At 44.3% G+C, this 23047-nt stretch carries 19 protein-coding genes; 14 read left to right on the plus strand and 5 right to left on the minus strand.

Annotation, left to right across the window (positions count from 1 at the left end; translation table 11 throughout):
• Positions 1-154: 154 nt before the first annotated feature.
• From PGQ38_RS09445 to PGQ38_RS09455, 3 genes are read left to right on the plus strand one after another with little or no spacing between them, the layout of a single operon-like run.
• On the plus strand, positions 155-1180 hold the full coding sequence (locus PGQ38_RS09445) for an ABC transporter substrate-binding protein (RefSeq protein ID WP_270431495.1): 1026 nt from the start codon (positions 155-157) through the stop codon (positions 1178-1180).
• 22 nt (positions 1181-1202) lie between these two features.
• Entirely contained in the window at positions 1203-2129 is a 927-nt protein-coding gene (locus tag PGQ38_RS09450) for an ABC transporter permease (protein WP_226814784.1), read from the plus strand.
• A gap of 3 nt (positions 2130-2132) precedes the next feature.
• Positions 2133-2924 (plus strand): ABC transporter ATP-binding protein, encoded by a 792-nt coding sequence (locus PGQ38_RS09455; protein WP_118580042.1) that lies wholly within the window; start codon positions 2133-2135, stop codon positions 2922-2924.
• A gap of 76 nt (positions 2925-3000) precedes the next feature.
• Here PGQ38_RS09455 and PGQ38_RS09460 read toward each other — a convergent pair whose 3' ends face one another.
• Entirely contained in the window at positions 3001-4314 is a 1314-nt protein-coding gene (locus PGQ38_RS09460; RefSeq protein WP_270431497.1) for a tRNA(Met) cytidine acetate ligase, read from the minus strand.
• Between the two features lie 165 nt (positions 4315-4479).
• On the opposite strand from PGQ38_RS09460, the gene pta reads away from it, so the two are divergent.
• The 7 genes from pta (at position 4480) to PGQ38_RS09495 (ending at position 12965) form a co-directional block, all read left to right on the plus strand.
• Complete coding sequence (gene pta, locus PGQ38_RS09465; protein WP_173718136.1) at positions 4480-5484, plus strand: phosphate acetyltransferase; 1005 nt, start codon at positions 4480-4482, stop codon at positions 5482-5484.
• A gap of 75 nt (positions 5485-5559) precedes the next feature.
• Positions 5560-6750, plus strand: a complete 1191-nt coding sequence (locus PGQ38_RS09470) for an acetate/propionate family kinase (RefSeq protein WP_118580050.1) — start codon at positions 5560-5562, stop codon at positions 6748-6750.
• Between the two features lie 283 nt (positions 6751-7033).
• Positions 7034-7561 carry a YceD family protein gene (locus PGQ38_RS09475; RefSeq protein ID WP_270431499.1) on the plus strand — a complete coding sequence of 176 codons (528 nt, stop codon included), beginning with the start codon at positions 7034-7036 and terminating at the stop codon, positions 7559-7561.
• A 5-nt stretch (positions 7562-7566) separates the two neighbouring features.
• On the plus strand, positions 7567-7749 hold the full coding sequence (gene rpmF, locus PGQ38_RS09480; RefSeq protein WP_077610953.1) for a 50S ribosomal protein L32: 183 nt from the start codon (positions 7567-7569) through the stop codon (positions 7747-7749).
• Positions 7750-7884: 135 nt separating this feature from the next.
• The gene (locus tag PGQ38_RS09485; RefSeq protein ID WP_270431500.1) at positions 7885-8772 is read left to right on the plus strand and encodes an alpha/beta hydrolase; all 888 of its coding nucleotides are present in this window, start codon (positions 7885-7887) and stop codon (positions 8770-8772) included.
• A gap of 184 nt (positions 8773-8956) precedes the next feature.
• Complete coding sequence (locus PGQ38_RS09490) at positions 8957-11038, plus strand: hypothetical protein (protein ID WP_270431501.1); 2082 nt, start codon at positions 8957-8959, stop codon at positions 11036-11038.
• Complete coding sequence (locus PGQ38_RS09495; RefSeq protein WP_270431502.1) at positions 11016-12965, plus strand: GHKL domain-containing protein; 1950 nt, start codon at positions 11016-11018, stop codon at positions 12963-12965. Before PGQ38_RS09490 ends, PGQ38_RS09495 begins: the two co-directional genes overlap by 23 nt.
• 72 nt (positions 12966-13037) lie before the next feature.
• Here PGQ38_RS09495 and PGQ38_RS09500 read toward each other — a convergent pair whose 3' ends face one another.
• The gene (locus PGQ38_RS09500; RefSeq protein WP_270431504.1) at positions 13038-13742 is read right to left on the minus strand and encodes a LytR/AlgR family response regulator transcription factor; all 705 of its coding nucleotides are present in this window, start codon (positions 13740-13742) and stop codon (positions 13038-13040) included.
• A gap of 197 nt (positions 13743-13939) precedes the next feature.
• Between PGQ38_RS09500 and PGQ38_RS09505 the strand changes: the two genes are divergently transcribed.
• A complete protein-coding gene (locus PGQ38_RS09505) occupies positions 13940-14563 on the plus strand; it encodes a hypothetical protein (RefSeq protein WP_270431506.1) in 624 nt (207 codons plus the stop codon).
• A 175-nt stretch (positions 14564-14738) separates the two neighbouring features.
• On the opposite strand, the gene PGQ38_RS09510 is transcribed toward PGQ38_RS09505, so the two are convergent.
• On the minus strand, positions 14739-16676 hold the full coding sequence (locus tag PGQ38_RS09510; RefSeq protein WP_270431509.1) for a glycoside hydrolase family 2 protein: 1938 nt from the start codon (positions 16674-16676) through the stop codon (positions 14739-14741).
• Between the two features lie 353 nt (positions 16677-17029).
• On the opposite strand from PGQ38_RS09510, the gene PGQ38_RS09515 reads away from it, so the two are divergent.
• The 3 genes from PGQ38_RS09515 to selA are packed head-to-tail and all read left to right on the plus strand — an operon-like array spanning position 17030 to position 21890.
• Positions 17030-18391, plus strand: a complete 1362-nt coding sequence (locus PGQ38_RS09515) for an MATE family efflux transporter (protein ID WP_148462817.1) — start codon at positions 17030-17032, stop codon at positions 18389-18391.
• A gap of 60 nt (positions 18392-18451) precedes the next feature.
• Positions 18452-20317: an ABC-F family ATP-binding cassette domain-containing protein gene (locus PGQ38_RS09520; RefSeq protein ID WP_270431510.1), complete on the plus strand. Its 1866-nt coding sequence runs from the start codon at positions 18452-18454 to the stop codon at positions 20315-20317.
• Positions 20310-21890, plus strand: a complete 1581-nt coding sequence (selA, locus tag PGQ38_RS09525; protein WP_173769733.1) for an L-seryl-tRNA(Sec) selenium transferase — start codon at positions 20310-20312, stop codon at positions 21888-21890. Before PGQ38_RS09520 ends, selA begins: the two co-directional genes overlap by 8 nt.
• Positions 21891-21928: 38 nt before the next feature.
• Here the strand turns inward: selA and PGQ38_RS09530 are convergent, their stop codons facing one another.
• Positions 21929-22582, minus strand: coding sequence for an L-rhamnose mutarotase (locus tag PGQ38_RS09530; protein ID WP_173769734.1), 654 nt, complete (start codon positions 22580-22582; stop codon positions 21929-21931).
• Positions 22583-22765: 183 nt separating this feature from the next.
• Positions 22766-23047 (minus strand): DUF6783 domain-containing protein (locus tag PGQ38_RS09535; protein ID WP_270431513.1); only part of this gene is annotated, 282 nt, incomplete at its 5' end.

Here is a 23047-nt window from a genome sequence, read left to right on the forward strand (position 1 = left end):
CACTCATTCTTTCTCGCAGACAAGATGTAGAAGATCGGCTTAGTTATCTTCTGGAGCCTGTTTGAAAATCATTTCCGTAAAGTGTGACACATATTATGCGGAAAGCCTTTTTTAACACGCTCCCGCCAATTTTAAGAGAGAGAGGAAAAACACTATGAAAAAAAGAATGATCGCAATCGCAGCAGCAACAATGGCAACTATGATGATGGCAACACCTGTTCTTGCAGAGGACTACAAGATCGGTATCTGCAATTATGTAGATGACGCATCTCTGAACCAGATTGTAGACAATCTGGAAAGCCGCCTGAAAGAAATCGGCGATGAGAAGGGTGTAAACTTCGATATTTCCTATGACAACTGTAATGCAGATGCCAATGTTATGGAGCAGATTATTTCTGATTTCCAGGCAGACGGTGTAGACCTTATGGTTGGCGTTGCAACACCGGTAGCTATGCGTATGCAGGCAAGCACAGAAGGAACCGACACGCCGGTTGTATTCTCCGCAGTATCGGATCCGGTTGGTGCAGGTCTTGTAGAATCCCTGGAGGCACCTGGCGCAAACCTTACCGGAACAAGCGATTATCTGGATACCGCTTCCATTATGAAACTGATCGAAGCTGTTAATCCGGATACCAAGAAGATCGGACTTTTATATGATATCGGACAGGATTCCTCTACAGCAGCCATCGAGGCAGCAAAAGCTTACATGGATGAGAACGGAATCGAATATGTTGAGCGTACCGGAACCACTACTGATGAAGTTCAGCTTGCAGCAGATGCACTGGTTGCAGATGGTGTTGACGCAGTGTTTACCCCAACTGATAATACCATTATGACAGCAGAGCTTTCCATTTATGAGAAATTTATTGATGCAGGAATTCCGCATTACACAGGAGCTGATTCCTTTGCGTTAAATGGTGCTTTCGCAGGGTATGGTGTTGATTACGCAAATCTTGGAGCAAAAACAGCAGATATGGTTGCCGATATTCTTCTGAATGGTGCTGATCCGGCAACCACTCCTGTAGAAACCTTTGACAATGGTACTGCTACTGTAAACACAGAAACATGCGAAGCTCTCGGCCTTGATTTTGAAACTGTCAAAGCTGCTATGGAGCCGCTCTGCACACAGGTAAATGAGATCGTTACAGCAGAGAGCTTTAACGAACTGGAAACAAATTAACGATTAACCGGAGGAAATGATTGTGACACTGGCTACTGCACTCTCCTTAGGAGAAACTGCCCTGAAACTTGGACTGATCTGTTCCTTGACTGTCCTTGCATTGTTTTTAAGTTATTCCATGCTGAATGTCTGCGACCTTTCTACAGACGGCTGCTTTACATTAGGAGCCGCTGTAGGAGCTGCCGTGGCGGTCAGCGGACATCCTTTTTTATCAATAATAGCAGCAATGCTTGCCGGAATCTGTTCTGGTTTTGTAACCGGATTTTTGCAGACAAAAATGGGAGTAGACAGTCTGCTTGCGGGAATTATTGTGAATACAGGATTGTATTCGATTAACATAGCAGTGATGGGAGGCTCTTCCCTGATCAACATGAACCGTACAGATACGGTGTTTTCCATGATGAAGGATGTTCTGGCAGATACCCCTCTGAAGGGAAGAACAGATATAATTGTTGCGCTGATCGCAGTAGCAGCAGTGGTTGCTTTTCTGGTGGTATTTTTAAAGACACGACTTGGCCTTGCAATCCGTGCTACAGGAAATAATGCAGATATGGTGAAGTCGTCGTCTATCAACCCGGTATTTACAACGATTATCGGACTTTGTATTGCAAACTCTTTTACAGCACTGTCCGGATGCCTTCTTTCCCAGTCCCAGAAATCTGTGGACATTAACATCGGTCAGGGAATGGTTACCATTGCGCTTGCATCCCTTCTGATCGGAGGAACAATTCTTGGAAAAGGCGGAATTTTTGTAAGAGCTGTGGGAATGGTATTGGGTTCTTTTGTTTTCCGACTGGTTTATACGGTGGCTTTAAGATTTAATATGCCAGCGTTTATGCTGAAACTGGTATCTTCTGTGATTGTTATTCTGGCAATTTCCGGCCCTTATCTGAAACGACAGTGGCCGCAGCTGAAAAGAAGAATGACGCACAAGAAGGGAGGAATCTAATCCATGTTAAAGCTTTCACATATTTCCAAAACTTTTAATCCGGGAACAGTAAATGAAAAAGTGGCAATCAGAGATCTGTCTCTGCATCTTGAAAAAGGCGATTTTGCAACAATTATCGGTTCCAACGGAGCTGGTAAATCTACTATGTTTAATGCCATCTGTGGAGATTTTCTCACAGATTCCGGATCTGTTGTTCTGGATGGAGAGGATATTACATTTCTGCCACAGCATGCCAGAGCAAAAAATATTGGAAGACTGTATCAGGATCCGATGCGGGGAACTGCTCCTGGAATGACGATTCTGGAGAACCTTGCGCTTGCTGCAGGTCAGGGAGGCTGGCTTTCCCGTATTTCCAAAAGTGATAAACAGCGTTTTCGTGAACAGCTTGCACTTCTGGATATTGGCCTTGAAGACCGCATGAACCATCCGGTGGGACTTCTTTCAGGCGGTCAGAGACAGGCACTTACTCTTTTGATGGCAACTATGAATCCACCGAAACTGCTTCTTCTGGATGAGCATACAGCAGCTCTTGATCCGGGAACAGCCGAGAAGGTGCTGAACCTGACCAGCAGGATCGTGGAAGAACATCATCTGACCTGTCTGATGATCACCCACAATATGCAGTCTGCACTGGAACTTGGAAATCGTATTCTGATGATGGATTCCGGTGATATTGTTCTGGATATCAAGGAAGAGGAGAAAAAAGGTCTTACTGTGGAAGGGCTGCTTGACAAGTTTAAAGTTGGAGCAGGAAAGAAACTGGATAATGACCGCATTCTTCTTTCTAATGAGTAAGACGAAATGGATAAAAGTGAGCCCTGGCTATTGTACGGAATTGCAGTAGCCGGGGCTCTTTATGCAGTTGAGAATATTATACAATAATAATCTGTTGTCTGTACTCATGAACATAAGAAACACTGTTTTTTTGTGCCAGAATGCTTTCGTAAAGATTGGATGCGAAAGTTGTTTCATTTAGTAAATCCATAGCTTGCGGTGCGTTTTTAAGCACTGCGGCAGCATCCGGCAGTCTGGTAAGCAGAGGAATGCTGCCACATTTTTTTATTTTGCCCAGAAGCGCAGAACTGTTTTTTCGAAATCCCAGAACCCGGGCGTAGGGAATCTGCGCTGGCACACTCTGAATATGAAGAAGCATGTGAAGCAGTGCTCTCTGGATCCTGGTTCGTGTGATCTCCTTGGTTTTCAGAAGGTTGGCAAACTGGGAAAAGGTTTCATACTGATCCCGGCAGGAGAGAATCCTTCTGGCAAGAGCGTGGGACATGTCCAGGTATGTGCACAGGCTTTCTTCTGTTTCCTGAAGAAGACAGTAACGGTAAAGCGTGTCCAGATCGTTTTCCAGAAGATAATGATTTCCAGAAATTGCCTGTAAAAAAAGTTCCAGGGAATTTGCTGGTAAATATTTTTTTGCCATATCAGCAAGAAACGCAAAATTCTGTATTGAGGTTTCTGATGATTCAGATAAAAAGCAGTGGGAATGCTTGGTATCGGACGAGTCCCCTATGGATGGAGCATTGAAATTCAAAATGGCATTTCGAATAGCAGAAGCAGAAGGAAAGTGATTTTCAGACAGAGTATTTTCATGATAATCATTTCCTTCCCGTTTAATGGAAACCGGTGAAATAGAGCTGTTTTCCCGTAGAATAGCTTTACAGTATTCAATTCCCAGAATATTATTGGGGGAAAAGAGCAATTGCTGGTATTTTTCTGATTCGGGAAAAACTGCAGAGAGAGCCATGCTTCTGGCCTTTGGAAAAGTCATTCCGTTTTTCAGATTCCGGCGAAGGGCGGTCTGAAAATCTTCCGGCTCCTCTGCCAGGATTTTGGCCAGCTCCATAAGCGCATCCGTATCACCGCATTCACTTCCGAAACAAAGTATATCTGTAACCCCAAGTCCATCCAGAAGCTGTACGCCTCCTCTGGCAAATAACTCTGCACTGGCAGAAGAAATGGAAACCGGCAGCTCCAGAACCAGGTCTGCGCCGCTTTGAAGAGCCATTTCTGCACGTACATATTTTGAAAAAAGAGCAGGGGTCCCTCTTTGTACGAAATCACCACTCATGGCGATAACTACATAGTCTGTCCTTAGTTTTTCTTTTATATAGTTTATTTGATATTCATGTCCTGTATGGAATGGATTATATTCTGCAATAATTCCGGCTGTTTTCATAAAATTGCACCTCAAAAAATACGTTGTTCTTCCATATTCTAACATTGAAAAGCTTGAAATACAAGGCGGGGTGGCGTATAATGAGGTTAAGTTACTGAATGGGGAATGGATACTTATGCCAGTTCCCAGAGGATTACTGTAACAAATGAAAGGAGCCATTTAATCATGGGATTTATTGATGTAATCAAAGAAAGAGCAAAATCCAACATTAAGACAATCGTACTGCCAGAGACAGAGGACATGAGAACTCTTGAAGCAGCAGACAAGATTTTAAAAGAAGGAATTGCTAAGCTTGTACTTGTAGGTAATGAGGAGGCAGTTAAGAAGAGCGCAGCTGAAGGCGGCTTCGACATTTCCGGTGCACAGATCGTAGATCCTGCAACATCTGAGAAAACTCAGGGATATATTGACAAATTAGTAGAGTTAAGACAGAAGAAAGGTATGACACCAGAGCAGGCTAAGGAGATTCTTCTGAACCAGTATCTGTACTATGGTGTTATGATGGTTAAGATGGGAGATGCAGACGGTATGGTTTCCGGAGCCTGCCACTCCACAGCTGATACTTTAAGACCATGCCTTCAGATCCTGAAGACAAAACCAGGTACCAAACTTGTTTCCGCATTCTTCCTGATCATTGTTCCAGATTGCGAGTATGGCGCTAACGGAGCTTTTGTATTTGGTGATTCCGGTCTGAACCAGAACCCGAATCCAGAAGAGCTTGCAGCAATCGCAGCTTCTTCTGCTGAATCTTTCAAGCTTCTTGTACAGGAAGAGCCTGTAGTAGCTATGCTTTCCCATTCTACAAAGGGAAGTGCGAAACATGCAGATGTCGATAAAGTTGTTGAGGCTACCAAGATTGCGAAAGAGCAGAATCCGGACCTTGCACTTGACGGAGAGTTCCAGCTGGATGCGGCTATCGTTCCAAGCGTAGGTGCTTCTAAAGCTCCGGGAAGCCCGGTTGCAGGTAAGGCTAACGTTCTTATCTTCCCAGACCTTGATGCAGGAAACATCGGATACAAGCTGGCTCAGCGTCTTGCAAAAGCAGAAGCTTACGGACCTATCACCCAGGGTATCGCAAAACCTGTAAATGACCTGTCCCGTGGATGCTCCGCTGACGATATCGTTGGTGTTGTCGCTATCACATCCGTACAGTGCCAGGCTCAGGACTGATTCTAAATGAAGATGCCGGGTATAAGCTGCCTGGTGTCATGTAATACATAATCATGTAAACAGGAGAGTAAAAAAATGAATGTATTGGTAATTAACTGCGGTAGTTCTTCTTTAAAATACCAGCTGATCGATTCTGACACAGAGGCAGTTCTTGCGAAGGGACTTTGCGAGAGAATCGGAATTGACGGAAGACTGGTATATCAGAAAGCCGGAAACGACAAAGAGATCACAGAAGCTTCCATGCCGACTCATAAAGAAGCAATCCAGATGGTTCTGGAAGCCCTTACCAATGAGAAAACAGGTGCAATCAAGAGTCTTGCAGAGGTTAATGCAATTGGTCATCGTATCGTACATGGCGGCGAGAAATTTGCTTCTTCTGCAATCATTACAGATGAGATGATCAAAGCAGTAGAAGAGTGCAATGACCTTGCACCACTTCACAATCCGGCTAACCTGATCGGTATCCGTGTATGCTCCGAGCTTATGCCAAATGTACCTCAGGTAGGTGTATTTGATACTGCTTTCCATCAGACAATGCCTGCAAAAGCTTATCTGTACGGACTTCCAATTGAATACTACAAGAACTACAAGGTAAGAAGATACGGTTTCCACGGAACTTCCCACAGCTTTGTATCCAAACGTGCTGTTGAGTTCCTTGGTCTTGACAAAGACAACTCTAAAGTTATCGTTTGCCACCTTGGAAACGGTTCCTCCATCAGCGCTGTTCAGAATGGCAAATGTGTAGATACCACAATGGGTCTTACTCCTCTTGAAGGCGTTGTAATGGGTACACGTTCCGGAAGCATTGATCCGGCTATCGTTGAGTACATTGCCAAGAAAGAGAACCTGGATCTTGCAGGTGTTATGAATGTTCTCAATAAGAAATCCGGTCTTCAGGGTATGTCCGGTGTTTCCAGTGATATGCGTGACCTTAGAGCCGCAGCCGCTGAGGGCAACGAGGATGCTAAGAATGCAATCGAAGTTCTCTGCTATGGCATTGCGAAATATGTAGGTGGATATGTAGCTGCTATGAACGGTGTTGATGCAATCGTGTTTACAGCTGGTATCGGCGAGAATGTTGGCATGATTCGTGAGAAAGTCTGCTCTTATCTTGGATTCCTTGGTGTTACAATTGATGCTAAGGCTAATGAGGCTATGGGCGAGGAAGTTGTTATTTCCGGTGCTGACTCCAAGGTAAAGGTTGCAGTTATCCCGACTAACGAGGAGCTTGCAATTTGCCGTGATACGGTAGCACTTGTAAAATAATTAGCTGCAGTGTGATCAGCAGTACATGGGCAAAGTCAGTTGCTGAGAGGCAGGCTGCTTTGCGGTAATACTGCATTACTTTGTAAAAATGCATAAATCCTGCCAGAGAATCATACGCTCTGGCAGGATTTTATATGCAACAGGAAATTGATTTTATATTCCACCTGAAATTTCGTCAGCTTTTGTAATTTTTTTGAAAATTTATTGTATATAAGGGAAAATTCAAGTTGACAAATAATGACAGGGTATGTATAATTGATTAAGTGTGAATAGGGAGACGATTATGCAGATACATTTATCAGACATTTCATCCAGCGAGGGTAAGAGCCAGCACTACAGTGTTGCTTTTGAGATGGATACCATCACCTTCCAGCAGGGAACCTTTCCAGTACTGACTAAGGAACCTGTAGAGCTTACGATTACGAATACCGGAGACAGAGTTCTGGAACTGGAGGGAAGCGGTCTTGTGACTGTTGGAATTCCATGTGACAGATGTCTGGAAGAGGTTAGGACCAGGATTCCTTTTGAATTCAAGAGGAAACTTGACATGAAGCTTACGGATGAAGAACGTGTGAATGATCTGGATGAGAGCAGCTATCTCACCGGCTATGACCTGGATGTGGACCGTTTGGTCTATCTTGAGGTACTGATGAGCTGGCCTTTGAAAGTCTTATGTAAAGAAGACTGCAAAGGGATTTGCAGCAGATGCGGGAAGAATCTGAATGATGGTCCCTGCGGATGTGCCGAGGAGCCTAAGGATCCCCGTATGGCAGCTATCAGTGATATATTCAGTAAATTTAAGGAGGTGTAACCGAAATGTCCATCTGCCCAAAGAATAAATCTTCCAAAGCAAGACGCGATAAGAGAAGAGCAAACTGGAAAATGAGCGCTCCGAACCTTGTAAAATGCAGCAAATGCGGCGCACTTATGATGCCACACAGAGTTTGCAAGGCTTGCGGAAGCTATAACAAAAAAGAGATCGTTAAAGTTGAAGACTAATAGCGAATCTTTAAAGAACACCTGAGTTGATTGGGTGTTCTTTTTTTATGCAGCAAGCAGGATTCTTTCCTGTTGTTTTTTCTATATAATTCATTTATAATATTCACAGAAAATACATTATCTGGAGGAACTACAATGTCTGAATTAAGTGATAAGATCAGATCAGAATTTAAAAAGGCAGATGATGAGCGCGATGCTCTTATGAATACCCCGGAAGATATCGAACGTTGGGATAATATTGTATATGGACATGATGACAGGGAAATGCAGAGGCTGGATGTATACAGACCGAAGCAGGCACAGGGAGAAGACCTTCCGGTCATTATCAGCGTTCATGGAGGAGCCTGGATGTATGGAGACAAAGAAAGGTACCAGTACTATTGTATGAGTCTTGCACAGCGAGGATTTGCAGTTGTAAACTTTACATATCGTCTGGCTCCTGAGAGCAAATTTCCAGCACAGTTAGAGGATGTGAATCTGGTATGCAAGTGGGTGATGAAGCGTGCAGGAAGATTCCATTTTGATACAGAACGTATTTTTGCAGTAGGAGATTCTGCAGGAGCTCATCTTCTGGGACTTTATGCAGCAATCTGCACGAATCCGGCATATGCTGCCAAATATGATTTTGCTGTACCAGAGGGCTTTGCCCTTACTGCAATTGCTTTAAATTGCGGTGTGTACAGGATCCCAAGAGAAGAGTCTGACAATATGACTACGCTGATCATGAAGGAACTTCTCCCGGAAGGTGGTACAGAGGAAGAACTGGAGAGCATTGATGTGCTGAACGGCATTACAGATGTTTATCCTCCTGTATTTTGCATGACTTCCGTGGCAGATCATCAGAAAGCACAGGCACCTGCATTAGTCCAGAAACTGATGGAGAATAATGTGCCCTTTGTATATCGTGTGTTTGGAGATAAGGTTAATAAACTTGGTCACGTGTTCCACTGCGATGTAAAAACAATTGATGCTGCCCAGTGCAATGATGCAGAATGTGATTTTTTCAGGGAGTTTTGTTTCTGATAGTAGGACATTCATGTAAAACATATTACGGTACAATGCAAAGTTAGAGCCTGTTTCAAACACGCTCTTGTTGTTGTGATAAAGTAAACAGTAACACCCATTTTTCACGGAAACCTGCGGTTCGCCACAGGTTTCTTGTATTATACGATAAAATCTTATATGCTTGGGACAAGGGAGAAAATCAATGAAAAAAAGGTTAAAAGGTCTGATAAGTGTTTTTTTCTTTTTGCTTTGCATATTTGCCTGGAAAAGCGGGCAGGAAGTAAGGGCAGCAGAAAATATAATAAGGGATTTTTCCAGAATTTTCTACATACCTGCCGGAGTAGTTTTGAAAGGCGGAAGCCTGCAGAAACTGCAGGAAATTTATGACAGCATGAGCTGCATTGCATATACAGAAGATGGGGAAGAGCTTTATCTGGATGCAATCTGGGACTATTCCGGAATTGATATTCAGACTGTGGGAGCCTATAAGATTACAGGGACAGTGAGACTTCCGGAAGGATATACAAGCAATGTCGGTCTTCCGGAATGGACAGCATGGATTTCTGTACAGAATCCGGGACAGCCGGAGATTCAGGTGTATTCCCGAATGATTTCAGCAGGTATTTACTATTTTCCATGGATCACAGAGCAGAATCCGGATAAGATGGCAATATGGCTTCAAAAAGAAGGAGAGGACTGGGTAAATGTAAGCGAGGAAGGATATGGATTTGCGGATACCGATGGGATGTATCTTTCCTGCCAGAGTATGATAGCTGAAAATATATATACACTGACAGTTGTTTATAATGAAGGGAAAACCAGAAATCTTAAATACCGCTATCAGTCAGATGGAAGCTTGGAGATTCTCAGTTATCAGCCTGGAACAATTGGCGGGACAGTATCAAAAGATACTGTTATCCGTTCCTGCGAGGAGATTGACGAAAAGAGCCTGCAGCGCTGCATGGTATATGCGGTGCGGGCGGGGCAGAGTCTGGCAGAAGTACGGACCGAGCTGGAGGAGACTTTTTATATTTTGGGGAGCACCTGTGAAGAATATGAGGATACTGCGGCCCATCCGGCTGTTATCATGCATTCAGTATGGGATTTCAGTCAGGTTGATGTGAATGCTCCTGGCGTTTATAAAGTGACGGGAACTTTTGCAGCTCCAGAAGGCTGCACGGTGGATCAGGAGCTTACTGTTCCGGAGGCGTCTGCTTATATTACCGTTCAGCGCCCGGATCAGCCGGAAGTACAGACGTGCTGTGTGGTTGGCGTGGATACTCTGTTTTTTCCTATGATATTAGACCGTTTTACAGATGAACAGCTGGACAATCTGCAGGTATATCTGCAGGAAAATAAGGGAGATAAAGAAATAAGCAAAAGTAATTTCTATTTTGACAGAAAGGGTCTGTATCTGAAAAAAAGTGTTCTTAAAGCTGGCTGGGAATATGGAATTTACGTAACCTATCCAGGTGGAAGTACCGGGGTATATACTTTTGTGTATGGTGGGGAGCTGATTTTTAATGAGCACTGGTACAAGCGCAACTATGCAGACAGGGATGGCAAAGAGCTTCCGGATATTGACAATGAAACGGAGCGGGTAACGGATACTTCCGCCATCCTTGTAGGAAACAGGCTGCTGGATCTTATGAAGAATGGTGTAAAGCTGATTCCTTTTGAAGGAGACGGAGTGCTGGTAAGGGTTCCTGTGGAAGTGGTAAAAGACTGGAATATAAAAGCGGAGGATCAGATTGAGACAGACATTTCCTGGGTGGGAAGTGATGTTTCTGTAAAAATTTCCAAAAATGGAGAAGCTGTTACAGATATTCCAGGAGCTACCGTGGAGATTCCGTATGCGAACCGTGACTCTCAGACTATGCTGACAGACGAAGAAGGTAACTCCTATACAGGTTCGGTAAATGATGCACAGAACGCTGCGGTGATTCCCATTGATAAAACCGGAGATTATACAGTGGAAGAGCAACCACAAAATCAGACGGAGAATGATGGAAATATAGAAGAGGATGATCCGGAAGGGGACAGTCTGGAAAATGCGGCGGACTCAGGGGAAGAAAAGCTGTCAGAACAGGTTGAGGAACTTCTTTCGGAAAATGTCAAAAACCAGAAAGCGAATTCAGATGAGAATCTTAACAGTCAACATAAAAAAACGGCTTCAATTGTTATAATAATTGTAATTTTGTTAATATTGTTATGGAATATACCAATGAGACGCGGCAAAAAGCTCCGAAAGGGGGAACGGGGTGAAGGAGAACAAAGCAAATAAAAAAGGAAGGAAGCTGCTGTGGGGAATTGTAATCATAACCATGATTCTATCCTTTATGTTTTTTTACGTGTTGTATTGTTCAAATAACAAATATATGACAAGAGAGGAAAAAGCCATACACGGACTTTTGTATGCAGATGGCTCCTATGAGAGCTTTCCTGTCTATTATTTGTCCAGAGAATGGGAATATTATCCGGATGCACTTCTTACGCCGGAGGATGATCTGGATAAATATTATTTTCGTTATATTTCTATTGGGGAATATGGTGGAATGGAACTTGGAAACAGTGGGAGAAGTCCGTATGGAAGTGGTACATACCGGTTAAAAATCATGCTTCCCGCTGAGCAGCATACATATGGTTTGTATCTGCCGGAAATTTTTTCAGCATATAATTTGTATGTGGATGGTGTTCTGGTCGGACAGATGGGAAATCCGGACCCGGATCATTATGTGGAACGGACTCAGAACAGATTGTTTACCTTCAGGGCCAATACTTCATTAGAAATTCTGATTGCAGTGACAGATAAAAGCTCTGCTTCGCCGGGAATCCAGAGTGTACCTGTTTTTGGAAATCCTTTAAAAATAAACACCATAAGGGGAATTTCGGTGTTTATCAATTCCTCTGTATTTACCTTGATCATTCTGGTTCTGGCGTTTTCCGTATGGGCATTTTTTAAAACCAGAAGCAGGGCAAATGTACTTTTTGCAGGAGTATGCCTTTGTGTGCTCGGGTATACCTGCTATCCCCTTCTGCATACATACCTGGCGCTAAGAGTACAGCCCTGGTTCTCTGTTGAAATGCTGTTCTATTTTCTCGCTTTTCCGGCAATGCTTTTGCTGGAATATGAGATCACCGGGCAAAAGTATAAGTGGATGGTATGGGGGGTTCTTGCTACAGCTGTGGCAGGTCTTGTGGTTACACTTGCAGGGATTTTTGCAGGGGGAATGGAGACCGCAGCTCTTTCTTATGGTATTTCAGCGGCAACAGAGGTGCTGAAATGGTTTACCGCTGTATGCCTTGTTTTAACTGCGTTTTTCTATACGGAAGGGATGCAGGGCATTTCTCTTCTTGCAGGAACCGTCATTTACGCAGTATCTCTGGCAGCAGACCGCATATGGTCTTTGTATGATCCGATTATTGGCGGCTGGTTTCCGGAATGGGGCGGCGTCATTTTGACAGGTATATTTGGAATGCTTCTCTGGAGAGAACTGACAGAAGGCTATCGGATGCGGCTGATCTATGAAGAACAGTCCAGACAGATGGAATTGCGTCTGCTTATGCAAAAGGAGCATTATGAGAAGTTAACTGATGCGCTGGAAGAGGCAAGCCGTACAAGACATGACTTCAGACAGTATATCCGTACTGCTTCCATTCTGCTGGAACAGGAACATTATGAAGAACTGAAAGCGTATTTTCATCAGTTCGCACAGGAGAGCACCGAAAAAATGCAGACACCAGTATGCTATTGCAAGAACATGTCTGTGGATGCAATCTTACATTACTATGCGTCACAGCTGGAGCAAAAAGGTATAAAGTACAGATATTCAGTAGAGGTTCCAGAGAAAATGAAAATTTCTGATCTGGATATCTGCAGGATTTTTGGGAATCTGATGGAAAATGCGGTGAGAGCAGTGCAAAAAGAAGAGAACGCGGATGAGGCTTATGTAAATTGCATCTGCAAAGTAAAAATGGGAAAACTTCTGATCAATATTGAAAACACCTATGCAGGAGAAGTGCAGAGAAATGGGGCAGCTTTTTATTCAACAAGTCACAGCGGGCAGGGAATTGGAATTGCTTCTGTTTCCAAAACAGCAGAGAAATATGGTGGATATGCCGACTTTTCTGCCAGAAACGGTATATTCCGGGCGAATGTGTTTATTCCACTGGAAGATATGGATTTACGGCTTTCGGACAAAGCCGGCTGACAGGCTGAGAAATTTTGCCGGGTCTTTCTTCCACATAAAAAGTCTGCGCAACCAGTTGTGCAGACTTTTGTATTACGAGAAAAGATAATTCAGATATTCCTTCTTGATTGCGTTAGCTCCCCGTTTACGGATCTGGACGGTTTCCTGGTTGTCCAGAAGAAAGCCCTCCTCCAGTGTTTTGTAAATGCGGTCCATATTCACAAGACAGCCGCGGTAGCAGGAGAGAAAACAGGGGAGATCGTGAATCAGTTCCTCGAATTTCTGGAAAGTCAGGTATGTGCGCAGAACTCCTGCGTCTGTGTGAAGCTGGACAGCATTGTGAAAGGTGTCTGCATATAAAATGCTTTTTACAGGAACACGTAGAAGGGTACGGTCGCAGATCACCTCTATATATCGTGTATCCTGTGCACGCTTGATCTGAATGGAGTCCAATACCTTTGTGAGCTTGTTTGTATCAAGAGGCTTCAGAAGATAATAAGCTGCCTGCACGTCGTAACTGGCAACCGCAAAAGCATCGCTGCTGGTAACAAAAATAAGAGCACAGGAGTCGTCTTTTTCCCGAAGCTGGGCGGCCAAGTCCATACCATTGGCCTGCTTTATGTAGATATCAAGAAAAATCAGGTCATAACTGCCGGGAGAATAGCTGTTCCAGAAGTCTTCAGGTGAAGAGAAGGTATGTAATTGGATAGATATCTGTCTTTGGTCATAATGTTCCCGGGTAGCTTCTGCAAGTGCATCAAGATCCTGCTGCACATCATCAATTATTGCAATGTTCAATGCTGAAATCCTCCAAAAGAATGAAAACCTGCAGTAAATCAAAATATCACTGAAAGTGTCATTTCATCCCATGTATATTGTTTTTTCAAAATAAATCGGATATAGTAATCTCAAGGTGATGAGGCGTTAGAAAGTATTGTAAGCTTTTTAGGTCCTCTATATAATATCACAAAATATGATAAAAGTGAGGTAGAAAAATGAAAAACTGGAAAAAAGTTATGGCTATGTTGTGTGCCGCAGCAATGGTAACCGGATCTTCTGCTCCTGTATGGGCAGAGGCAGATGCAGCAGAAGATACTGAGGCTGCAGATGATGAGATTACAGAATTAACAATGGACATGCTTGATGAAGCTGCATATGAAGGAACATGGTTATCTTTTGAGCCAGGCTTCGATCTCTATGTACCAAGTAACTGGGACGTTCTGGAAATTTCAGATGAAGATGCTGCAGACGGTGTTATGTTCCAGGCACAGGATCCGGATTCTGAAGAAGGCGTGAACATGGTAGTGACTGCTACAGATGTTGGAACAGAGTATGATCTGCATTCCATGGCTGATGAGCTGGCTACAGAGTATGAAGATGTTGAGAAGGTTTGCATTAACGGACTCTATGCGGTTTCCTTCGAGACTGAAAGTACATACGGAATCGCTTTCCTGGAGGATGCTGAGGGAATGATGTACAATGTTCAGATCGGACCGAAATCTGATGACATTCAGCCTATCGCTGAGACACTTTTCGTTTCTCTGATCAAGACAGAAGACAATGTGGAAAATGCAGAGGCTGAGACCGATGCGGCAGCTGACGAAGAAGCAGCAAACTAATTGCTATAAATGCAATCAGCAGTAATAACTAATTTAAATGCGAAACGTGAATGTCAGCTGGAAATAAATTTTGAAGCTGGCGCTTAAGAAAACAAAACAGAAGCTATGCAGTATATAGAAAAAGACTGCATGGCTTCTGTTTTTTTGTTTCATCATATAAATATGCGTTTAACAGTTAGTTGTGTAAAGATTTCTTCAGCTTCGTATTCCATTTCTGTACAATCAACGGATTCATTTTAATCTTTTTACGATCGTAAGTGATCAGTCCGTTGGTTTCTTCTTCAATATCAGAAAGCTGCGTGAAAACAGTTGCAGAGTATCCTTTTTTTACAGAAGGTACGATAGTGTTTTCCATCAACCTGGAGAAGCCGTCGGTAAGCGCCTCGCTGGTGGTAAATTTCTTATATCCGTAAATATTTTTACAGGCACTGTGCTCTTGCAGGCGAAGAGAGTAACCTCCAAATTCAGATAAAGCAAGTACGCGGTCTGATTCTGGTACTGGAAGTCCAAGAAAATAATAATGGAGACTGTTAATATCACCACAGCCCTGATCAAACCATCCACTGGCAGAATCTACCAGGCGGGAAGGATCAAGCCGGTGAATAAAATCTGTGATTTTTTTGGTTGAAAACTGTCCCCATCCTTCGTTGAAAGGTACCCATGTGACGATGGAAGGATGATTATACAGTGTCCTGACCATATCCCGGATATCGTCAATGTATTCCTGACGGCCGAATTCATCTGTGCGGGAGAGCAGGCGGGCGTGGAGGTCTTTTACTGGAATGCGTATCCAGTTTAATAATGTGGCCAGATAGGTGACAAACCAGTGATGGTAGGAAGAACCGCCGTTAGGCATATCCTGCCATACCAGCATTCCCATGCGGTCACAGTGGAAATACCAGCGGTCTGCTTCGATTTTGCCATGCTTGCGGAGCATGTTAAAGCCAAGATCTTTCATTGCACGAATATCGTAGATGAGAGCTTCGTCGGAAGGTGCTGTATAAAGCCCGTCTGGCCAGTAGCCCTGATCCAGCACGCCGCTCTGAAAATATGGCTGATCGTTCAGGAAAAAGCGTGGATAGCCATCGTCAGCTATCTGTACGTCACATTTGCGGAGTGCGAAATATCCAAGAATCCGGTCTTTGCCATATTCCAGGGAATAGGGGTAAAGCCATGGCTCTTTGGGAGTCCAGGACTTCTGCATATTTTCCGGGATGGAGAGGGTGGCTCCTTTTCCGGGACGGATTGCGGCGGTAGTTATTTCATCCTGGCATAATGTATCGTTAAGTCCGTCTGCTTCGAGAAAAACAGGTGGATAAACTTTACAGATCACATTGGATGAATTCTGCCTGTCAGGTGAAAAAGCCAAAACAGTTCCCTGAGAATCTGTCTGATCCGCTGCCGTGTGACTTATATGGGCAGGAGATACATTTTCAGTCAAGGATGGGGAGGATACGCGGATGCGCATCCGGACCAGACCATTGTCCCAATCCGGGGTAACACGCACATCTCTTATGTATTCGTTCGGTACGATCTCCATCCATACAGTTTGCCATATCCCGCTCTGGGCAGTATAGAACATACCGCCGCGTTTCAGCTGCTGTTTGCCTCGGGCATGATAGGAGGTGTCACTGAAGTCATGGACACTTATTAGGATAGAGACTGTGAGATCTTCTGTGATAAAGTCTGTAATATCTGTGGTAAATGGAAGGTAGCCTCCCTTGTGATAGGTGACGAACTTTCTGTTAATGTACACACTGCAGATCTGATCTACAGCTCCAAAATGCAGAAGAAGCCGCTGACTTTCTGTATCCAGGCAGTTCTCTGGCAACTGGATGGTACGGGAATACCATAAGGTTTCATCAGGCAAAAGCTGGCGCTTTACCTGGGAAAGAGGTGCTTCCGGTGAAAAGGGCACTAAAATCTGTCCGTCAAAGGGGAAATATTCGCTTTCGTAAAATTGCCATGGAAGAATGCGGCTGTCAGTAATCAGATAGTCCCACATGCCGTTCAGATTGATCCAGTGACGGCGTACCATATCCGGACGAGGATATTCTTTCAGAGTCTGTCCCAGGGCAGCCGCTTTGCTCCAAATGGTTTCCAGATTTTTCAAATATATGTCCTCCTTAAATTTACGAAAAGTATGAAAAAATAATTATAATGATATGTTTTATTATACACGAAATATGGACGTTTGCAATTGGATTTGTGAAAACCTGTTCCGCAACATTACTGTTCACTGGTAATGTTCCGCGAGGTGTTTTTGCGAACAAAGTTCACAGAAAAACGAGAATCTGAGCGTGAAATCTTGCGGATGCATGAGTTTTGTGTAACGCGAAACGTGTTGCTATGAATGGAGCGAAGAGAAACACGCTTGCAGGGGGGAGTGGACAGCATATCGCAACTTACGATTGAAAAAGCAGGTGCGGTATGTTACGATAAAAAGGATTGATGGAGGGGAAAAAGATGAATAATTCACAAAACAAAAATCTGCTGACAGAGGGGTCTATCTGGAAGAAACTGATGGGATTTGCGTTCCCGCTTTTTCTGGGAAACCTGTTCCAGCAGCTGTACAATACAGCAGATTCTCTGATCGTGGGAAACTTTCTGGGAAGTGATGCACTGGCTGCGGTAAGTTCATCCGGCAGTCTTACATTTCTGCTGGTAGGATTTTTTCAGGGTCTTGCTATGGGAGCAGGCGTTATCATAGCGAGATATTTTGGCGCAAGGCAGAAGAAGGAGCTTCACAGGGCGATTCATACCACGGTGGCTTTTGGTATTCTGTGCGGTATACTTCTTACAGCTGGCGGTGTTGTGCTTGCACCGAAGATTCTGATCCTTATGAAAACACCGGCAGATATTTTGCCGAAATCCACCCTGTATTTCCAGGTATATGCCATGGGATCCCTGGGTCTGGTTCTTTATAACAATTTTGTAGGCATTATGCAGGCAGTGGGAGACAGCCGTCATCCATTGTATTACTTGATTTTTTCATCACTTTTGAATGTAGCTCTGGATATGGTTTTTGTAGGCGGACTTGGAATGGGTGTGGAGGGCGCAGCTCTTGCCACTATCATTTCCCAGTTTATGAGTGCATTTTTGTGCCTGTACCGTCTGATGAAAAAAAGCCCGGAGGAGTATACGGTTTCCCTTAGGGATGTTCGCCTGGACTCCTATATGCTGAAACAGATCGTATCCAACGGTCTTCCTGCTGGCATCCAGAATTCCGTGATCGCTATTGCAAACGTGGTAGTGCAGTCTAATATCAACAGCTTCGGCAAGCTGGCTGTTGCTGGATGCGGGGCATATTCCAAGGTTGAGGGATTTGGTTTTCTGCCTATTACCTGTTTTTCTATGGGGCTGACCACATTTATCAGTCAGAATCTGGGCGCAAAGAAATATGACAGGGCAAAAAAAGGAGCCCGTATTGGTATCCTCTGCAGTATTTCGATGGCAGAGATCGTGGGAATTATTGTGTATTTTGCAAGCCCGGTATTTATTGCCGCTTTTAACAATGATCCGAAAGTGATTGCTTTCGGAGTGAAAGAGGCACATATCATTACTCTGTTCTATTTTCTGCTTGCTTTTTCCCATTGCATTGCAGGACTTATGCGTGGCGCGGGAAGAGCTACGGTGCCCATGTTCGTTATGCTGGGCTGCTGGTGCGTGATCCGTGTGACTTATATAACCATCGCTGTGAAGCTGCATCCGGTGATCCAGACTGTATTCTGGGCTTATCCACTGACCTGGTCATTAAGCTCCATTCTGTTTTTGATTTTTTATCTGAAATCAGACTGGATCCATGGTTTTGAGAAAAAAAGAAACTGACAGAGGCGGAAAATACTGAAATAAATGCCAGTGGATGGTGAAAAAGGAGTTATGGTTTTTATGAATGTACTGAACATTGAACATGTAAGCAAGATTTTTGGAGATAAAAAGATTTTTGATGATATTTCCTATGGAATCCATGATGGGGATAAAATCGGAATCATTGGAATCAATGGAACAGGAAAAAGTACTCTGCTGAAAATCATTGCAGGGGAAGAGGAGACAGATGAGGGACAGGTGATTTCCCAGAATGGCCTTCGTATCACCTATCTGCCTCAGATGCCGGATTTTCCAAAGGGTGCCATTGTACAGGACTATGTGGCTGATGGGAAATGGCAGAAGGACTGGAGCACAGAAAGCGAGGCCAGAAATATTTTGAATAAGCTGGGGATTACAGAACATGATGTCCCTGTGGAGCAGCTTTCCGGTGGCCAGAAAAAGCGTGTAGCTCTTGCCAGAACTCTGGTAAACCCTTCTGATGTGCTGATTCTGGATGAGCCTACCAACCATCTGGATAACGAGATGGTAACCTGGCTGGAGGATTATCTGAACCGGTTTAAAGGCGTTGTGATCATGGTTACGCATGACCGTTATTTCCTTGACAAAGTTACCAATAAAATTCTGGAAATCAGTCATGGAAAAGTATATTCCTATGATGCCAATTATTCAGGATTTCTGGAATTAAAAGCACAAAGAGAAGAGATGGAACTGGCTTCCGAGAGGAAGAGACAGAGCATTCTCCGTATGGAGCTGGAATGGGCGAAGCGTGGCTGCCGTGCAAGAAGCACCAAGCAGCGCGCCCGTCTGGAGCGTCTGGAAGCGTTAAAAAATGGCAAGGCGCCTGTTCAGGAGACAGATGTGCAGATGGACTCTGTGGAGACCAGAATGGGGAAAAAGACAGTAGAGCTTCATCACATTTCCAAAAGCTATGGCGATAAGGTGATTCTGGATGATTTTGACTATATTGTGCTGAGAAATCAGAGACTTGGAATTATCGGACCAAATGGATGCGGAAAATCTACTTTGATCCGTATTATTGACGGAATGGTGGAACCGGATTCCGGTACTGTGGAGATCGGGGAGACGATCAAGATCGGTTACTTCGCCCAGGAGGTACCGGACATGGATGGAAACCAGCGTGTGATTGATTATATCCGTGATGTGGCAGAGTTTATTCCTACCCGTGATGGAAAGATCAGTGCATCTATGATGCTGGAGCGTTTTCTTTTTGATTCTGCAATGCAGTATACACCGGTAGCCAAGCTGTCAGGAGGAGAGAAGAGACGTCTGTATCTCCTGAAGGTACTGATGGAGGCGCCAAATGTACTTCTTCTGGATGAGCCAAGTAATGATCTGGACATTCCTACACTGACAATTCTCGAAGATTATCTTTCTACATTTTCGGGAATTGTGATCACGGTATCTCACGACCGCTATTTCCTGGATGATGTGGTGGACCGCATTTTTGCCTTTGAAGGGAATGGAAAACTGACCCAGTATGAGGGTGGTTATACAGATTATGCGGTGGCGAAAGCGCGGAAATATGGGGCTGGAAGCAGTGAAATTGGTGCCGGGACCGGCAGCAGTTTGTCGGATAAAGCGGCTTCCGGAAATAACAGTACAGAGGATGAAGGGAAAAAACCTACCAGAAAAGACTGGAAGCAGGGACAGAAGTCTGAAAAACTGAAATATACTTATAAAGAAGAACGGGAATATGCTGTTATTGATGAGGATATAGCCAGACTTGAAGAGAAAATTGCCAGGCTGGAGAATGATATGATGGCAAATGCCACCAATTCCGTGAAGCTTCGTGAGATCATGGCAGATAAAGAGGCGGCGGAGAAGCAGCTGGAAGAGAAAATGGATCGCTGGGTGTATCTGAATGATCTGGCGGAGCAGATTGAGGCACAGAAAAATAATGGATAAAGGTGACAGGAAGCTGCATGCTTCGAAAGCCCATAAAGAAGAGGAAAGCTTTCTGAACAGGAGAAAGGAATTATTTCGCAGACTACCAAAAATTGACAGGCTTATGGGAAGGGAACTGACGAAAGAACTGACGGAACAGTATGGGTATCGTGCAGTGCTGGAAGCTGCCAGAAAGGTGGAAGAGCAGCTGCGGGATGCCATGCGTCAGCAGATTTTGGTGGAAGAAAAGCCAGCTGTGTTCCTGGATACATCCGGACTATCAGGACAGAAGGATGGCTTACCGGTAAAGCTGTCTGATCTGAAGGCTTTGCCTGAGACAACATTAGATTATACAGAGTATGTTTTGCAGGAAATGAAGAGACTGCTTGCGCACAGAAGCCAGAGGCAGATGCAGCGGGTGATCAATGCTACCGGTGTGATCCTCCACACAAATCTGGGAAGAGCGCCTTTAGGGGACAGACTTGTGTCTGAGCTTGTACCTTTGATGACCGGATATACCAATCTGGAATTGAATCTGGAAGATGGGAAGAGGGGAAGCAGATATGATCATTTTGCTGAAAATCTCTGCAAGCTGACAGGGGCTGAGGCTGCCATTGCAGTGAATAACAACGCGGCAGCAGTGCTGCTCATGCTGACAGCGCTGGCCTCCGGAGGGGAAACCGTAGTTTCCCGAGGAGAGCTTGTGGAGATTGGCGGGAAGTTCCGGATTCCGGATGTATGCAGCCAGAGTGGAACGATGCTTGTGGAAGTGGGGACTACCAACCGGACTTATCTGGAGGATTACGAAAATGCAGTGACAGAGAATACCGCTGCCTTTCTGAAAGTGCACACCAGCAACTATCAGATTACCGGTTTTACCCATGAAGCAGAGTTTGTAGAGCTTGCAGAAGCGGCACATAACCGCGGAATTCCCCTTTTGGTGGACTTTGGAAGTGGGAGCCTTGTGGACATTGCCTTTTATGGAATCGAGCCTGAAAAGACCGTACAGGAGCTTTTGAAGAAAGGTGCAGATATTGTATCTTTTAGTGGAGATAAACTTCTGGGCGGACCACAGGCAGGAATACTGGCAGGACGTAAAGATTTGATCGAAAAGATTTCCAGGCATCCTCTCATGCGGGCACTGCGAATCGATAAGTTTACAGCTGCCGCGCTGGATAAGACAGTAAGTATTTATCTGGATGAGGGTCAGCTGGAGAAAGAGATTCCGGTTTATGATATGATGAGTCGAAGTGCAGAAGAACTTAAGCGGAATGCATTATGGCTTATGGGTGAACTGTTGGCCGATGCTTCTGAATATGAATTTGCAGTAACCTCTACACGAAATCCTGTTGGCGGTGGTACTACACCTGGAAAAACACTGCCTGGAGCTGCATTGCAGATAAGAAGCCTGAATGGAAAGGGCCTTTCCGCGCAGGAAATCAGTGACTGCTTACGGAAAATGGATACTCCGGTTATTGGTCATATTGTAGACGACTGGGTCTATCTGGAAATGAGAACCATAAGGACTGGCGAAGAATTGGAGATTCTCAGAAAAGAATTGAAATATGATCTGTACAAGAAAAACCCTCAATGATCTTTGAAAATCATTGAGGGTTTTGGAGCATTATGATTCTATTTCCCCATATGCCATGCCAGTCTTACGCTTGCAGAGTGGACTGTTCCTGTAAGCCAGTCGCAGTCATTGGTGATCCAGTCCATGATGCCAAGCTGGCGGGTTTCCCAGGCAACGGTAGCTTCATGGGCTTCCGGTGTTTCTTCAGTCTCCATAGTGGTGTCGATCTCGTCGTAGCCGAAAATATATCCGCCTGCGCTCCAGATGCTGAAGTTGCTGTCAGGACCCGGGTCAATCCTGCCTTCTCTTGCGGCAACCAGTCCGTCATGTCTTGCCTTATATTCTTCCTCGCAATCAGGTTTCAGTCTGGTTATGAACATTCTGTGGCGGATCAGTTCTTTGTTTTCGCGGACAACACCGAAATTGTGGTACATCAGACGCATGTTTTCGCCAGGGGTGGAGATCCAGGTGAAGGTGTGGTCAATTCTGGAGGTGAGAGCCTGGATGCTGGCTTTTTTCTCTTCTGAAAATTCGTTATTTTCGTCTGTTTCGTAATATCCGAAAATCAGGGAATCACAGTTCCAGATGCTGAAATTATGTACCTTTTCCTGATCCAGAAATGCAGTCAGATCTGGCCAGATCTCTCCTAATATCTGGCGGTATTCATTTTTTTTCCCTTTTTTGATTTCCATAGCAAAGCTGTGTCTTTCCATAAGAAAAATCCTCCGTTTTATAAAAATAAGATATTGTGTATATCTGGTTTTTCTGTTTTGAACCTTGTAAAAAATATTAATCTAAGAAAAAGTCAAGTTTACTTCTCACGGAATGTTACCAGTGAACAGTAATAGGTACTGTTCACTGGTAATGTTCCGCGAGGTGTTTTTTGTGAACAAAGTTCACAGAAAACCCGAGAATTGCGGCGCGAAATCATGCTTTGCATGATTTCTGTGCATCGCGAAGCGCGTTACTGTGAACGGAGTGAACAGTAACCAGTAATAAGGATAGCATAATTTCTCAGATAAATCCACCCTTATATTGACATTCAGCATGTACTTATATACAATAAGAGGACTGGCCTGGAGCATGTTTAAAAAAATCATTTCCACAATCTGCACGCCCTGCTTTGCAGTATATTTTGCCTGAATTTGGTCTGCGTAGCCCGCTGCGACGTCCCATCT

The sequence above is a fragment of the Blautia faecis genome (assembly GCF_027662325.1).
GTDB lineage: Bacteria > Bacillota > Clostridia > Lachnospirales > Lachnospiraceae > Blautia_A > Blautia_A faecis.